Genomic DNA, 12,546 nt, shown 5'->3' with positions numbered 1-12,546 from the left:
GGGGAGCGTAGCGCAGGGACCCGCGCCAGCGGCAGGTCCGATCCTCGACATCGCGTTCGCAGATGCGGTTGAATGGCCCGGTGGCCAAGATTCGCCGCCTGCGTACGGTAGCGGCCCAGCCGCAGGCAATTTGGGATGTCCTGGCCGACTTCGGCGCCATCAGCGCCTGGGCTGCCGACGTGGACCACTCCTGTCTGTTGAGCCCGCAGGTGCAGGAGATCGGGCTGACGACGACACGGCGCGTTCAGGTCGGTCGAAATGCGCTCGTTGAACGGATCACCGAGTTCGAACCCCCGCACGCGCTGGCCTATGACGTCGAAGGCTTCCCCAGCTGGTTGCGGGTGAATAACCGCTGGACCCTCACACCGTCCGCCGATGCGACCGCGGTCACGCTGGCCAGCACCGTCACGGCCGGCGGGCCGCTGGGCCGAATCGTCGAACTCGTCGTCAGCCGCGTCTCGGCCAAGATGCTCGACGCATTACTGACCGGACTGGCCGACCGAACGGAAGTCCGATATGCCTGAAGTGTCTGATCGCCCCGACATCGTCATCGTGATGACCGACGAGGAGCGGGCCACCGTCCCCTACGAATCCAGCGACGTCCTCGCTTGGCGGCAACGGACCTTGACCGGACGGCGCTGGTTTGATGAGCACGGGGTCAGCTTCGGTCGCCACTACACCGGTTCGTTGGCCTGTGTGCCAAGCCGGCCGACGATCTTCACCGGACAATATCCCGACCTGCACGGTGTCACCCAGACCGACGGCATCGGGAAGTCTTTCGACGATTCCCGGATGCGGTGGCTGCGGGGCGGCGAAGTACCGACCCTGGGCAACTGGTTTCGCGCCGCCGGCTACGACACCCATTACGACGGTAAGTGGCATATTTCGCACGCCGACCTGACTGACCCCGCAACCGGCGGACCGCTCGCGACCAATGACGACGACGGTGTCATCGACCCGGCCGCGGTACGGCGCTATCTGGACGCCGACCCGCTGGCATCGTTCGGCTTCTCCGGCTGGGTCGGGCCCGAACCACACGGAGCAGGTCTGGCCAACAGCGGATTCCGTCGCGACCCCCTGATCGCCGACCGGGTGGTCGGCTGGCTTCAGGACCGCTACGCGCGCAGGCGCGCCGGTGACCCCGCCGCGCTGCGCCCGTTCCTGCTCGTGGCGAGCTTCGTCAATCCGCATGACATCGTGTTGTTTCCGACGTGGGCGGCTCGAAGTCCGCTGGCTCCTTCACCGTTGGACCCCCCGCCGGTACCCGCAGCACCCACCGCGGCCGAAGACCTGCGGACCAAGCCGGCGGCCCAGATCGCGTTCCGGGAGGCCTATTACTCCGGATATGGTCCGGCGTCGGCAGTCCAACAGGTGTACGACCGCGGCGCCCAACGCTATCGAGACCTCTACTACCGGTTACATGCCGAAGTGGACGGGCCGATCGACCGGGTGCGCCGGGCAGTGACCGAAGACGGATCCACCGATGCCGTGCTGGTGCGCACCGCCGACCATGGGGATCTGCTGGGTGCTCACGGCGGGCTGCATCAGAAGTGGTTCAACCTCTACGACGAGGCGACGCGGGTGCCGTTCGTGATCGCCCGGGTCGGCGCCCATGCCTGCGCGCCGCGCACGGTCAGCGCACCGACCTCGCACGTCGATCTGGTGCCGACGTTGCTCGCCGCCGCCGGTGTCGACGTAACAGCCGTTGCCGCAACGCTTTCCGAATCGTTCTCCGAGGTGCATGCCTTGCCTGGACGCAACCTCATGCCCATCGTCGACGGGGCGCCCGACGACGATGACCGCGCGGTGTACATCATGACCCGCGACAACATGCTCGAAGGCGATACCGGAGCCTCCGGGTTGGCTCGTCGACTCAAACGGACCGTAAACCCACCTGCGCTGTTGCGCATCCGGATTCCGGCCCATACCGCGGCCAACTTCGAAGGGCTTGTCACCCGGCTGGACGGCCGGCTATGGAAGCTGGTCCGCACCTTCGACGACCCGGGCACCTGGACCGAACCCGGCGTGCGGCAGCTGGCGGCCAACGGCTTGGGCGGGCAGACCTACCGGACCAGCCCGCTCGACGATCAGTGGGAGCTCTACGACCTGACCGGCGATCCGATCGAAGCGGTCAACCGGTGGACCGACCCGCAGCTGCATGACCTCAGGGCGCAGTTGCGGACCCAGCTCAAGCAGGTCCGCGCCGACGCGGTTCCCGAGCGCAACAACCCGTGGCCGTACGCCTCACGGCGGCCGCCGACAGCGCGGCGCCGGTTGTGGCCTTAGGCCGCAATCAATTTCAGCGGGAGCTGGTCGTGGCGGCAGATGATGTTGTTCATCGCCCATCCGGGCGGCCCAAGCTGGTCAATACGAGAAACGCGTACCACCAGCGCGCACAGGAACGCTGTGGTCTCATCAGTGACTTCATCGCGGGCCTGGTGGTGACCAGTGACGTGCGGCGGGCCACCCACCCGAAATACCTGCACGACGGTGACGTGATCGAGGCCTCGGTGCGCACCGACGATGGCACCATCGCTCTCGGCACCCAGCGTATGCCGGTTACCTACGGCTGAAATATCATGTTCGACATCGGCAATGCCCACACAGCCCGCGGCCACCCTGCTCGCCCAATACGGCGTGCCCAGTCTGGTGCTCGACCGCTATGCCGACACCTTCATGCAGATCGGTGACGTGCGCTACCGCTTGGAGTTCCGGCTGCGGCCAGGCGAGAGTGCCGACGATTTCCACACGTTGACTGCACCGAGCCCGCTGCGCGAGCCCTGGATAACCACCACAAGCATCGACGAACTTCATCTGATTCCCCGCGCACCTGACCCCGCCGTTCGTGGGCCAGGGTATGGGGCGTTGATGGTCGGACGGATCATGACTGCTGGCGGTGGACTCGGCAACATGTTGCGCCGCAACATCATTCCGCAGTTGCACCGGTTGCCCGGCCTGAGGGACCGCGTGATAGATTCGCGGACCCCACCGCTGCATCGCTCCGGCCTGGTCCACCGGGGGCGGCTGCGCGGCCGGCTCGGCGGCACGATGTGCCCTAACATAGCTGCGCCAGGCGGCACGCGTATGGACGACATCGTGGGCACTGGTTTTGTGATCGTGACGGCACAGGTGCCAAGTGCCGCGGATGGGTGGCTCGCCGAACGATACGGCGCGGCAGTTCATGTGACGTCGGCCGACAGCGACCTCGCAGATTGGTCGCGCGCCGGCCGAGACATCGGAGAGCTCGTGCGCCTACTCGGGCGCTGTCTGGTGGCTGTCGACGAAAACCAGGGTTCCAGCGTCCAATAGGACCGCCCAGCGCGGCGCCGCATCGGAGATGTGCACGTCCCCGACATCGACGGCGTGGCCCGCTAAGTCGCCGAAATCCTCGACAATCAAACCGCGTACCTCGTCGTCGGTGTCGAAGTAGACACGGACGCGTTGATCGACGGCGACCGCATCGCCGTCAGCACGCTTACCCGCTGACTTCTTGACCACCCGAATATCCTCCCCGGCAAGTACAGTTGCGCCAGTGCAGCACGTTCATGCTCGATTTGGGCCGGAATTCCGTGGGATTGGCGGTGCGATCGACCACAGGACCTCGCTTTCGTCATGCCCCGGGTTGTCCCAGGAATGTGCCGCCTTGGCCGAGAAGGTGTAGCAGTCGCCGGTTTTGAGCACCGATTCCTGACCGTCAACCGTGAGGCGCAGGCACCCGCGGAGGACGAAAACGACGACGGTTTCCGACTCCAATGTGTACGCCCCACCGCTTCCGCCACCGGGGCGCACCACCGATCGCATCACCTGGAGGTTGCGCTCGGTTTCCGGGGTCAGGAGGTACTCGCGGATTCCGCTGCCGCCCATCTCCACTGGCGCGCCACCGCCGTCGCGCACGACCGCCGAATCCGGATAGTCGAACAGCGAACCCACTGAGACACTGAGGATTTCGCACACTTTGAGAAGGTTGGGTACCGAGATCGTGGTCTGGCCGCGTTCGACAAGGCTCAGGAATCCCTTGGTCAGACCGGCTCGGTCGGCGACCGCTTCCAGGGTCAGCTCACGCTCTTTACGGATCGCGCGCAGCTTTGGGCCCAGCCGGTTCATCCAACCGTCCACACCGGCCAGAACACCGGTGGGGGCGTCCTGTGACATGAGGACACCTCGCCTTCGCCAGTGGATCCGCCGCCGGCCCTTGCGCCGCCAAAGTTTAGCGGGATATAACTTTCAATAGTTTTACACCACTAAACCCTCAGGACGGAACATGAGTCTGTACGCAGTGGTCGACCCCAAATCCGGTGACGTTGTGCGCGAGTACCCCACAGCCACCGACGAGCAGATCCAGCAGGCGCTGGCCGCGGCTGCCAAGACCTACCGAGAATGGTCGAAAACGTCAACGCTGACCGACCGGGTGGCCCTGATCCGCAAGGTGGCCGCGCTGCACACCGAGCGCCGCGAGAAGCTCGCCGAGATCATCAACCGCGAGATGGGCAAGCCGCTCGATCAGGCCCTCGGTGAAGTGGACTTCAGCGCCGCGATCTACGAGTACTACGCCGACAACGCCGTGACGTTCCTTGCCGACGAACCGATCGAACTGATCGACGCGGACGGCAGCGCGGTGATCAGGCGCGGCCCGGTAGGTGTGCTGCTAGGCATCATGCCCTGGAATTACCCCTACTATCAGGTCGCCCGGTTCGCTGGACCGAACCTGACGCTGGGCAACACGATCGTGCTCAAGCACGCGCCGCAATGCCCGGAGTCCGCCGAGGCCATCCAGCAGATCTTCGATGACGCCGGTTACCCCGCCGGCGCCTACGTCAACGTCTATGCCACCAACGAGCAGATCGCCGACGCCATCGCCGACCCGCGCGTGCAGGGTGTCTCGCTGACCGGCTCCGAGCGCGCCGGCGCCGCAGTGGCGGAGATCGCCGGCCGCAATCTGAAGAAGGCCGTGCTGGAGCTCGGTGGTTCCGATCCGTTCATCGTGCTGTCCAGCGACGACCTGGACGCGACCGTCGAGGCAGCGATCGCCGGCCGCTTCGAGAACACCGGGCAGGCCTGCAACGCCGCCAAGCGCTTCATCGTCGCGGCCGACATCTACGACGAGTTCCTCGACAAGTTCACCAGGAAGGTGCTGGAAGCCGCCGACGGCCTGCCCCCGCTGTCATCGCTGGGTGCGGCCAAGCGGCTCGCCGAGCAGGTCGATCGCGCGGTGGCCGATGGTGCCAAGCTGGTCTCGCAGGGCGAGCGTCGAGGAGCCTTCTTCCCGCCGGGTGTACTGACCGGGGTCTCGCCCGACTCGGCGTCCTACCGCGAAGAGTTCTTCGGCCCGGTCGCCACTGTGTACAAGGTGAGCTCCGAGGACGAGGCGGTCGAACTGGCCAACGACACTCCGTTTGGGCTCGGCTCGTATGTGTTCACCACGGATGAAGAACAGGCCAAGCGGGTAGCCGACAAGATCGATGCCGGAATGGTGTTCGTGAACGTGGTCGGCGCCGAAGGTGTCGAGCTGCCGTTCGGCGGAGTGAAGCGCTCCGGATTCGGCCGCGAACTCGGCCGGTTCGGCATCGACGAGTTCGTCAACAAGAAACTGATCCGGATCGGATAGCCCCATGAGCACCACCACTGCGCCGGCCAAGAAGGATCTCTATGGGCCGCTGGAGCTGTTTTCGACCGATCGTCTGCTTGACGCCGACGAGCGGGATATCGCGGCAACCGTGCGCAAGTTCGTCGATACCCGGCTCCGCCCGAATGTCGGGGACTGGTTCGAATCTGCCACGCTGCCCAAGGAACTCGGTAAAGAGTTCGGTGCGCTGGGCTTGCTGGGTATGCACCTGCAGGGGTACGGGTGCGCGGGCACCAACGCGGTCAGTTACGGGCTGGCCTGTATGGAACTCGAGGCCGGTGACAGCGGTTTCCGCAGCTTCGTGTCGGTGCAGGGCTCGCTGTCGATGTTCTCCATCTACCGCTACGGCTCCGAGGAGCAGAAGAACGAGTGGCTGCCCCGGCTGGCCACCGGCGACGCGATCGGGTGCTTCGGGCTGACCGAGCCCGACTTCGGCTCGAATCCGGCCGGGATGCGAACCCGGGCCCGGCGCGACGGTAGTGACTGGGTCCTCGATGGCGCCAAGATGTGGATCACCAACGGCAACCTCGCCGATGTGGCCACGGTGTGGGCCAGAACCGGGGACGGCGACGGCGACATCAGCGGCTTCCTGGTCCCCACCGACACCCCGGGATTCACCGCCAACGTCATCCACAAGAAGCTGTCGCTACGGGCCTCGGTCACCTCCGAGCTGGTGCTCGACAACGTCCGGCTGCCCGCCTCGGCACAGCTACCGCACGCCACCAGCCTCGGCGCACCGCTGTCCTGCCTCAACGAGGCGCGCTTCGGCATCGTGTTCGGCGCACTGGGCGCCGCCCGCGACAGCCTGGAGACCGCGATCGCCTACACCAGGGAACGCGAGGTCTTCGACCGGCCACTGTCGAGTTTCCAGCTGACCCAGGAAAAGCTGGCCAATATGACCCTGGAGCTGGGCAAGGGCATGCTGCTGGCCGTGCACCTCGGCCGGATGAAGGACGCCGAAGGCACCCGCCCCGAGCAGATCAGCCTGGGCAAGCTCAACAACGTCCGCGAGGCGCTGGCCATCGCCCGCGAGTGCCGAACCCTGTTGGGCGGCAGCGGGATCACCCTGGAATACTCGCCGCTGCGGCACGCCAACAATCTCGAATCGGTGCTCACCTACGAAGGCACCTCCGAAATGCACCTACTCTCAATCGGGCGCGCCCTGACCGGACAGGCAGCGTTCCGCTGAGATGACCAGCCCGAACGAACTCCGGCACTTGATCGCCGGACAGTGGCTCGTCGGCGCCGGCGACATGGTGACCAGCGTCAACCCCGCGCGGCCCCATGTGGTGGTCGCCGAGGGACACAGCGCGACGGTTGCCGATGTCTGCCACGCGGTCGCCGCGGCGGGCGAGGCGTCGGCGAGCTGGGCCCGAAAACCGATACATCAGCGCGGTGCGGTGCTGCTGGCGGCCGCCGACGTGGTCGAGCGCAACGCAACGTCCTGGGGTTTGGAACTGGCGACTGAGGAGGGCAAGACCACAGCCGAAGGCATCGGCGAGGTTCAGCGGGCCGCCCAGATCCTGCGCTACTACGGCAACGAGGGCGACCGGCAGGCCGGGGAGATCTTCGCCTCCCCCCGCGCCGGTGAACAAATCCTGGTGACCCGCAAGCCGATAGGTGTGGTCGCCGTCATCACCCCGTTCAACTTCCCGATCGCCATCCCAGCGTGGAAGATCGCGCCCGCACTCGTCTACGGCAACACCGTGGTGTGGAAACCGGCCACCACCGTTCCCCTGCTGGCGATGCGGCTCGCCGAAGCGCTGACCGAGGCCGGCCTGCCCCCGGGAGTGCTCAACCTGGTGATCGGCGACTCGCCGATCGGTGCGGCACTGGCCGACCACCCCGACATCGCCGCGATCAGCTTCACCGGCTCCACCACGGTCGGCCGGGGAATCGCCGCCGCAGCCACAGCCCGCGGGGTGCCGGTCCAAGCCGAGATGGGCGGCAAGAACGCCGCCATCGTCCTCGATGACGCAGACATCGACCTAGCGCTGGACCAGGTGATACTGGGAGCGTTCCGGTCGGCAGGCCAAAAATGCACGGCCACATCACGGTTGATCCTCACGGAGCGAATCGCCGACCGATTCCTGACCGAACTCGTGACCAGAGTCAAGGCGCTGACTGTCGGCGACCCCACAGAGGACGCAACGCAGCTGGGTCCGGTCATCACCGGCGCTGCACAACGCAACATTTACCGCGGTCTCGGCACCGCAATGAACCACGGCGTCGAGGTGCTGACCGGCGGCCAGCCCTACTTCAAAGGCTTACTAGCCCAGGGATTCTTCGTCGCTCCCACGATCATGGAATTGACCGGCCCTGCCGACATCTGGTCCGAGGAGCTATTCGGCCCCGTGCTCGCCGTCAAACGCGCGACCGACGCCGACCAGGCATTCACACTGGCCAACGACAGCGAATTCGGCTTGTCCGCTGCGGTGTTCACCCAGGACCTGACCCACACACTCGCCGCCATCGAGCACATCGACGTCGGTGTGCTGCACATAAACTCCGAATCAGCCGGTGCCGACCCGCACGTACCGTTCGGCGGTGCGAAAAAAAGCGGACTGGGCCCCAAAGAACAAGGCGGCGCGGCCCGCGAGTTCTTCACCCACACCACCACGGTGTACCTACGCGGCGGGCAGGCCTGATCGCGCCCTCCCGCCGTTACGCGTGAGCCACTTCGTCCCGTTGCCGGCGGCCCGCGCTTGCTGTCGCTTCACCTTTTCGGCGTCGATGCGAGCCTGTTAGTCCCGCTTGGCCTTCTTCACAGCATCGATCCGCTGGGCGGCGACCTCGTCGGCACGTTCCTTGGCCGTGTCGGCGCGTTCACGAGCTGGCTGCGCGGCGTTACGTGTGCGCGCTTCGGCGTTGCGGCGTGCCTCTTCGACCGCCTTGTCCTTGGCGGTCTGAGCGTTCTTGCTGGCACGAATCGCCTCGTTGCGGCGGGTGGTGAATTCTCTACTGGCGCTGCGCGCCTCCGCCTCCGCCTCGGCGTCGAGCCGGCCGGCCTCGCGTAGCACGTCACTACGTTCTGCCAAGGCCGCGCCACGCTGTGCGAGCCCGGGATCACCCAGAGCCCGGCCGACCGTGACGTCAAGAGCGCCCAGTGAGCGTTCATAGAGCAGTCGGGCAGGCGACTCGCTGGAGAGCCGTGCGACCACATGGTCCTCGACGATCTGGAGGGGAATACGGGCCGCACGGTAGTGCAAGCGCAAGATGGCGAGCGGCATGGCGATGATATTCATGGGCTGGGCTCCTAGAGTCCGATAGTCGTTGACACTCAGGGGAGGTCAGCGTTGTTGGTCAGGTCATCGGCCTCGCGCCGGAGACGAGCCGCTTCCGCCTTCGCATCGGCGCTGGCGACCGCGCGTTCGGCAGCCCGCTCGGCCCGGGCGGACTCGGTGACCGCCTGTTGGTGCGCGGCTTTCTCGGCAGCGCGCTTTTGGGCTGTCGCCTCGCCGACGATGAGCTGCTCGGTCGATGCGGCCGCGGTATTCACCTCGGTGCGGGCGCCGAAGGCCTCCTTGACCGTGCCTTTGATCCCGCCGGCCAGGCCAGCCCGGGCCTGCTCGGCACTGTTGTTGTCCATCGCGTCCTCTCATGGGGTGCTTACGCACGTGTTCCACCAGAGGGATGGCTGAAACCCTTCGTGCCTCGGCTACGGCTCGACGGTGACCTTGATCGCCTCACCGCTCTTGACGATGCTGAACGCATCCAGCACGTTGTCGAGCGATATGTGGACAGGTGATCGGGTCTTTGACCGGAACCTGCCCGGTGGAGATGCATTCCAGCGCCCGCTTGTTGTGCTCAGGCGCTGAGCCGTTGACGCCGTGAATGTGCAACTGCCGGTAGTGCACGGCGTTCGAATCGCAGGTGATCGTCGGGTTGGTCTTGGGCAGGCCGCCGAAGAACGATGAACGCCCCGCGATATGACGAGATCGTGGAACTGCTGGGCCAGGTCAATGCCGCCCCGAGCCCCGTGGCCGCCCAGGTGCCCGCCGACGAGACCACGGCGTCCGACATACTGGCCGTCGAGTCGATCGTGCTCGCGGGTACGGCTACCACCCGGGATGGTGCGATCAGCGAGGTGGGCCGGCTGCTCGTTGCCTGCGGTGTCCACGGTCACGTATTTCCCCAGGGGTTGCCGTCACGTAATTCCCCAGGTTCAGGTGCTGCTGCGGTGAGCGTAGCGAACCGCTAAGTGGGTGTCAGGTGGTCTTGGTGCCGGGTCGTTTCCGGGGTCGGTAGGACGGGCCGTCCATGAGGACTTGGTGGCTGGTGTTGATGAGTCGGTCGAGCAGCGATTCGGCCACGACCGGGTTCGGAAACAGCGGGTACCAGTCCTTCGGGGCCCGGTTGCTGGTCAGGATCAGGGGCTTGGCGGCGATGGCGCGGTCGGAGACAAGGTCGTAGAGGTCGTCGCTTTGGGTGGGGGTGTGCTCACGCATCGCGAAGTCATCGACGATCAGGACCAGGGGGCGGGTGTATTCGCGCATGCGTTGTCCGATGGTGCGGTCGGCGTGGCCGCCGGCGAGGTCGGCGAGCATGCGGGAGCATTGACGAAGCGGATGTCGCCGCCGCGGAGTGCGACTTGATGCCCGAGTGCCTGTGCCACATGGGTTTTCCCGACTCCGACGGGTCCGTAGAGAATCACTGATTCACCGGCCTCGAGCCAGCGCAACGCGGCCAGGTCGCGCAGCATCGCAGCGGGCAGTTTCGGGCTGACGGTGAAGTCGAAGTCCTCGAAGGTGTTGGGCTGTTCGAAGCGGGCGCGGCGGACCCGTCGGGCCAGGGCGGCGGTCTCCCGGCGGGCGATTTCGTCTTCGCAGAGTACTTGGAGGAATTCCAGGTGTCCGAGTTTCCCGTCGCGGGTTTGAGCCAGGCGGGCATCGAGGGTGTCGAGCATGCCGGTCAGTTTGAGGGTCTTCAGTGCGGCCCGCAGGCTGGGATCGTGAATGGTCATGACTATGTCCTTGGAGTTGAAGTGGTTGCAGTGGAGGTGTTTTCGTGCGCTCAGGCAGTGAGGTCGGTGTCGAACGCGTCAGGTCCTCGCAGCATCGCCGGTGGTGGCGGGACGACGGCGGGCGAGGCATGGTCTGCTTCGGTGCGGCGACCAGGATGCCTTTGACGGTGCGATAGCCGGGGTCCCCGACCTGCAGTGCTCGAGTGCAGGCCGCGTCCAGTCGGCGATCGCCGTACTTCTCGCGCAGGCGGATGATCCCCTGGATGGCGCGGAGCCGGTGGATGGCGTTGACCGTGGACAATTCGGCGACGACCGCGACGGCGCCGGGCCCGATCTGCTCGGCCTGGGTGCGGCACCACGTCACGGTGCGCAGGGTGTGGGCGATCTTGTGGGGCGGGTAGTGCTCGACATTGGTCGAGCGGCCCGCCAGATGCAGCACGTGAGTCGCGACCACGGTCCCGCTGTGGAAGATCTGCACGACGTCACCGGCGGTGCGGGCGGTGACCTGCTGGCCGATCAGCCGCCACGGCACCGAGTACAGCGCCTTGCCGGACTTGACGTGGCAATCCGCGGCGACCCGCCCGATCGAGTAGATAACCGACTCAAACACTCTGGGCGGCAACGCCATCAGCGCATCGCGTTCGATCGCTGCGAACACCGACGCCGGGGTCTGCCCATCCAGACCGCGGTGCTTGTGGACCCCGTATACCTGCGTGGACCACCTGATCGCCTCGGCCTGCATCTGGGCCAGCGAGGTGAACTCGCGGCGGCGAAGAACGAGTCCCGAATGTAGGGCATCGGCCGCTCGATGCGAGGTTTGTCCTTCGGCTTGCGGGCTCGCGCCGGATCGATCAGGGTGCCGTAGTGCGCGGCGAGCTCGCCGTAGGCCGGATTGATCAGCGGATCGTAGAGGTCGGGTCGCTCGACTCCGGTCTTGAGGTTGTCGCACACCAGCCGCGCCGGCACGCCGCCGAAGAACTCGAACGCCGCGACATGCGAGGCATTCCAGGATGTTTGATCCATCCGCAACACCGGTTGGACGAACAACGCCCGTGAACACGACAGGATCATCGCGAATACCCACACCGCGACGCGGCGCCCCGATTGCGGGTCCCACCACATCCCGAGCTTGCCGTAGTCGATCTGCGCTTCACTGCCGGGTTCGACCGCACCGCGGGGTACCGTGACTTTGCCTTCGAGTCGCTCCTCGGCGAAAGCGGTTGCCACGTAACGACGTACCGTCGATTCGGACACATCCACATGATGGTCGTCGCGGAGGCGCTGCGCGATGGTCGCCACTGTCACCGGAACCTTCAGCTGCTCGGCGATCCACTGGTGATGCACGGCGATCTGGGGCCATGTCAGTGCCCGCGCCACCGGATCGATGAGCTCGGGAAACCAACGCCCGATGCGTGCCCGCCATAGCTGCTCGTCAAACTCCTCCGGGCACGGTGCCAGACCCTCGGCCAGCGCCGGGGCCAGATACTTGCGGATGGTCTTGCGGTCGATGCCCAGCGCCTCATTGATCTGCACCTGGGATCGGCCGGCATTCCAGTGCCGGAACATCTCCACGAAATCAGTCACGTCCCACGATCTCCTCGCCACTCAAGGCCCCTTCCAGGACCCCTGGCGGGGCACCTGAACGGAGCGAACCTGAACAGCGCCCCAACCCCCACCGGACACGCCCCACGGGGTGGGGAATTACGTGACCGAGGGTGAGGAATTACGTGACGGACAACCCCTCAGACCTGGGGAATTACGTGACCGCTGACACCTGCGGCGCCGTCGGACAGTCCTACGTTCACGCAATGCACGAGCGGGAAGCCTCGGTGTCTACGTACATGGGCAACGGCCTGGCGATCCCGCACGGCACCAACGAGGCCAAGGATTCCATCCGGCGCACCGGAATCTCGTTCGTGCGCTATGCCGAACCGATCGATCGGTGCTCGGCGGCACCGGC

The 12,546-nt window shown here is 66.0% G+C and carries 11 protein-coding genes and 5 pseudogenes; 9 read left to right on the top strand and 7 right to left on the bottom strand.

The window, feature by feature from the left end; all coding sequences use genetic code 11:
* Nucleotides 1-62 precede the first annotated feature (62 nt).
* From G6N13_RS09560 to G6N13_RS09545, 4 genes and pseudogenes are all read left to right on the top strand, one after another.
* Nucleotides 63-524: an SRPBCC family protein gene (locus tag G6N13_RS09560; protein WP_179965110.1), complete on the top strand. Its 462-nt coding sequence runs from the start codon at nt 63-65 to the stop codon at nt 522-524.
* Nucleotide 525: 1 nt separating this feature from the next.
* Entirely contained in the window at nt 526-2,286 is a 1,761-nt protein-coding gene (locus G6N13_RS09555; protein WP_179965145.1) for a sulfatase-like hydrolase/transferase, read from the top strand.
* 182 nt (nt 2,287-2,468) lie between these two features.
* Nucleotides 2,469-2,573, top strand: a pseudogene (locus G6N13_RS09550) (fumarylacetoacetate hydrolase family protein); the annotation flags it as partial.
* A gap of 22 nt (nt 2,574-2,595) precedes the next feature.
* Nucleotides 2,596-3,309: a hypothetical protein gene (locus G6N13_RS09545; protein WP_163696511.1), complete on the top strand. Its 714-nt coding sequence runs from the start codon at nt 2,596-2,598 to the stop codon at nt 3,307-3,309.
* Here the strand turns inward: G6N13_RS09545 and G6N13_RS09540 are convergent.
* The gene (locus tag G6N13_RS09540) at nt 3,253-3,498 is read right to left on the bottom strand and encodes a hypothetical protein (RefSeq protein ID WP_163696509.1); all 246 of its coding nucleotides are present in this window, start codon (nt 3,496-3,498) and stop codon (nt 3,253-3,255) included. The two genes, G6N13_RS09545 and G6N13_RS09540, sit on opposite strands and share 57 nt — an antisense overlap.
* A gap of 45 nt (nt 3,499-3,543) precedes the next feature.
* Nucleotides 3,544-4,152 (bottom strand): helix-turn-helix domain-containing protein, encoded by a 609-nt coding sequence (locus G6N13_RS09535; RefSeq protein WP_163696508.1) that lies wholly within the window; start codon nt 4,150-4,152, stop codon nt 3,544-3,546.
* A gap of 109 nt (nt 4,153-4,261) precedes the next feature.
* Here G6N13_RS09535 and G6N13_RS09530 point away from each other — a divergent pair, with 109 nt between their 5' ends.
* Genes G6N13_RS09530 through G6N13_RS09520 form a run of 3 tightly spaced genes read left to right on the top strand, consistent with a single transcriptional unit; the run spans nt 4,262 to nt 8,271 of the window.
* Entirely contained in the window at nt 4,262-5,605 is a 1,344-nt protein-coding gene (locus G6N13_RS09530; protein ID WP_163696506.1) for an NAD-dependent succinate-semialdehyde dehydrogenase, read from the top strand.
* Nucleotides 5,606-5,609: 4 nt separating this feature from the next.
* Nucleotides 5,610-6,812 carry an acyl-CoA dehydrogenase family protein gene (locus G6N13_RS09525; protein ID WP_163696504.1) on the top strand — a complete coding sequence of 401 codons (1,203 nt, stop codon included), beginning with the start codon at nt 5,610-5,612 and terminating at the stop codon, nt 6,810-6,812.
* Between the two features lies 1 nt (nt 6,813).
* Nucleotides 6,814-8,271 (top strand): aldehyde dehydrogenase family protein, encoded by a 1,458-nt coding sequence (locus G6N13_RS09520; protein ID WP_163696502.1) that lies wholly within the window; start codon nt 6,814-6,816, stop codon nt 8,269-8,271.
* Nucleotides 8,272-8,367: 96 nt separating this feature from the next.
* Here G6N13_RS09520 and G6N13_RS09515 read toward each other — a convergent pair whose 3' ends face one another.
* The 3 genes and pseudogenes from G6N13_RS09515 to G6N13_RS26145 all read right to left on the bottom strand — a co-directional run.
* Nucleotides 8,368-8,868, bottom strand: coding sequence for an IF2 family translation initiation factor (locus G6N13_RS09515; RefSeq protein ID WP_163696500.1), 501 nt, complete (start codon nt 8,866-8,868; stop codon nt 8,368-8,370).
* Nucleotides 8,869-8,903: 35 nt separating this feature from the next.
* The gene (locus tag G6N13_RS09510; protein WP_163696498.1) at nt 8,904-9,212 is read right to left on the bottom strand and encodes a hypothetical protein; all 309 of its coding nucleotides are present in this window, start codon (nt 9,210-9,212) and stop codon (nt 8,904-8,906) included.
* 69 nt (nt 9,213-9,281) lie between these two features.
* A pseudogene (locus G6N13_RS26145) lies at nt 9,282-9,546 on the bottom strand (alcohol dehydrogenase); the annotation flags it as partial.
* Between G6N13_RS26145 and G6N13_RS24310 the strand changes: the two are divergent.
* Nucleotides 9,537-9,824, top strand: a complete 288-nt coding sequence (locus tag G6N13_RS24310) for a hypothetical protein (protein WP_163694281.1) — start codon at nt 9,537-9,539, stop codon at nt 9,822-9,824. The pseudogene G6N13_RS26145 and the gene G6N13_RS24310 overlap by 10 nt on opposite strands.
* Before the next feature lie 7 nt (nt 9,825-9,831).
* Here G6N13_RS24310 and istB read toward each other — a convergent pair.
* A pseudogene (gene istB / locus G6N13_RS09495) lies at nt 9,832-10,586 on the bottom strand (IS21-like element helper ATPase IstB).
* 50 nt (nt 10,587-10,636) lie between these two features.
* A pseudogene (gene istA / locus G6N13_RS09490) lies at nt 10,637-12,170 on the bottom strand (IS21 family transposase).
* A gap of 194 nt (nt 12,171-12,364) precedes the next feature.
* Here istA and G6N13_RS09485 point away from each other — a divergent pair.
* Nucleotides 12,365-12,526, top strand: a pseudogene (locus G6N13_RS09485) (PTS sugar transporter subunit IIA); the annotation flags it as partial.
* Nucleotides 12,527-12,546: the final 20 nt, after the last annotated feature.

The sequence above is a fragment of the Mycolicibacterium sarraceniae genome (assembly GCF_010731875.1).
GTDB lineage: Bacteria > Actinomycetota > Actinomycetes > Mycobacteriales > Mycobacteriaceae > Mycobacterium > Mycobacterium sarraceniae.
This window is presented reverse-complemented; position numbering and strand designations above follow the sequence as displayed.

What these genes read in the sequence shown, in the direction of transcription:
- G6N13_RS09515 (WP_163696500.1), bottom strand. Translation starts at nt 8,868, where the DNA reads ATGAATATCATCGCCATGCCGCTCGCCATCTTGCGCTTGCACTACCGT.
- G6N13_RS24310 (WP_163694281.1), top strand. Translation starts at nt 9,537, where the DNA reads ATGAACGCCCCGCGATATGACGAGATCGTGGAACTGCTGGGCCAGGTC.
- G6N13_RS09545 (WP_163696511.1), top strand. Translation starts at nt 2,596, where the DNA reads ATGCCCACACAGCCCGCGGCCACCCTGCTCGCCCAATACGGCGTGCCC.
- G6N13_RS09510 (WP_163696498.1), bottom strand. Translation starts at nt 9,212, where the DNA reads ATGGACAACAACAGTGCCGAGCAGGCCCGGGCTGGCCTGGCCGGCGGG.
- G6N13_RS09560 (WP_179965110.1), top strand. Translation starts at nt 63, where the DNA reads ATGCGGTTGAATGGCCCGGTGGCCAAGATTCGCCGCCTGCGTACGGTA.
- G6N13_RS09535 (WP_163696508.1), bottom strand. Translation starts at nt 4,152, where the DNA reads ATGTCACAGGACGCCCCCACCGGTGTTCTGGCCGGTGTGGACGGTTGG.
- G6N13_RS09520 (WP_163696502.1), top strand. Translation starts at nt 6,814, where the DNA reads ATGACCAGCCCGAACGAACTCCGGCACTTGATCGCCGGACAGTGGCTC.
- G6N13_RS09525 (WP_163696504.1), top strand. Translation starts at nt 5,610, where the DNA reads ATGAGCACCACCACTGCGCCGGCCAAGAAGGATCTCTATGGGCCGCTG.
- G6N13_RS09530 (WP_163696506.1), top strand. Translation starts at nt 4,262, where the DNA reads ATGAGTCTGTACGCAGTGGTCGACCCCAAATCCGGTGACGTTGTGCGC.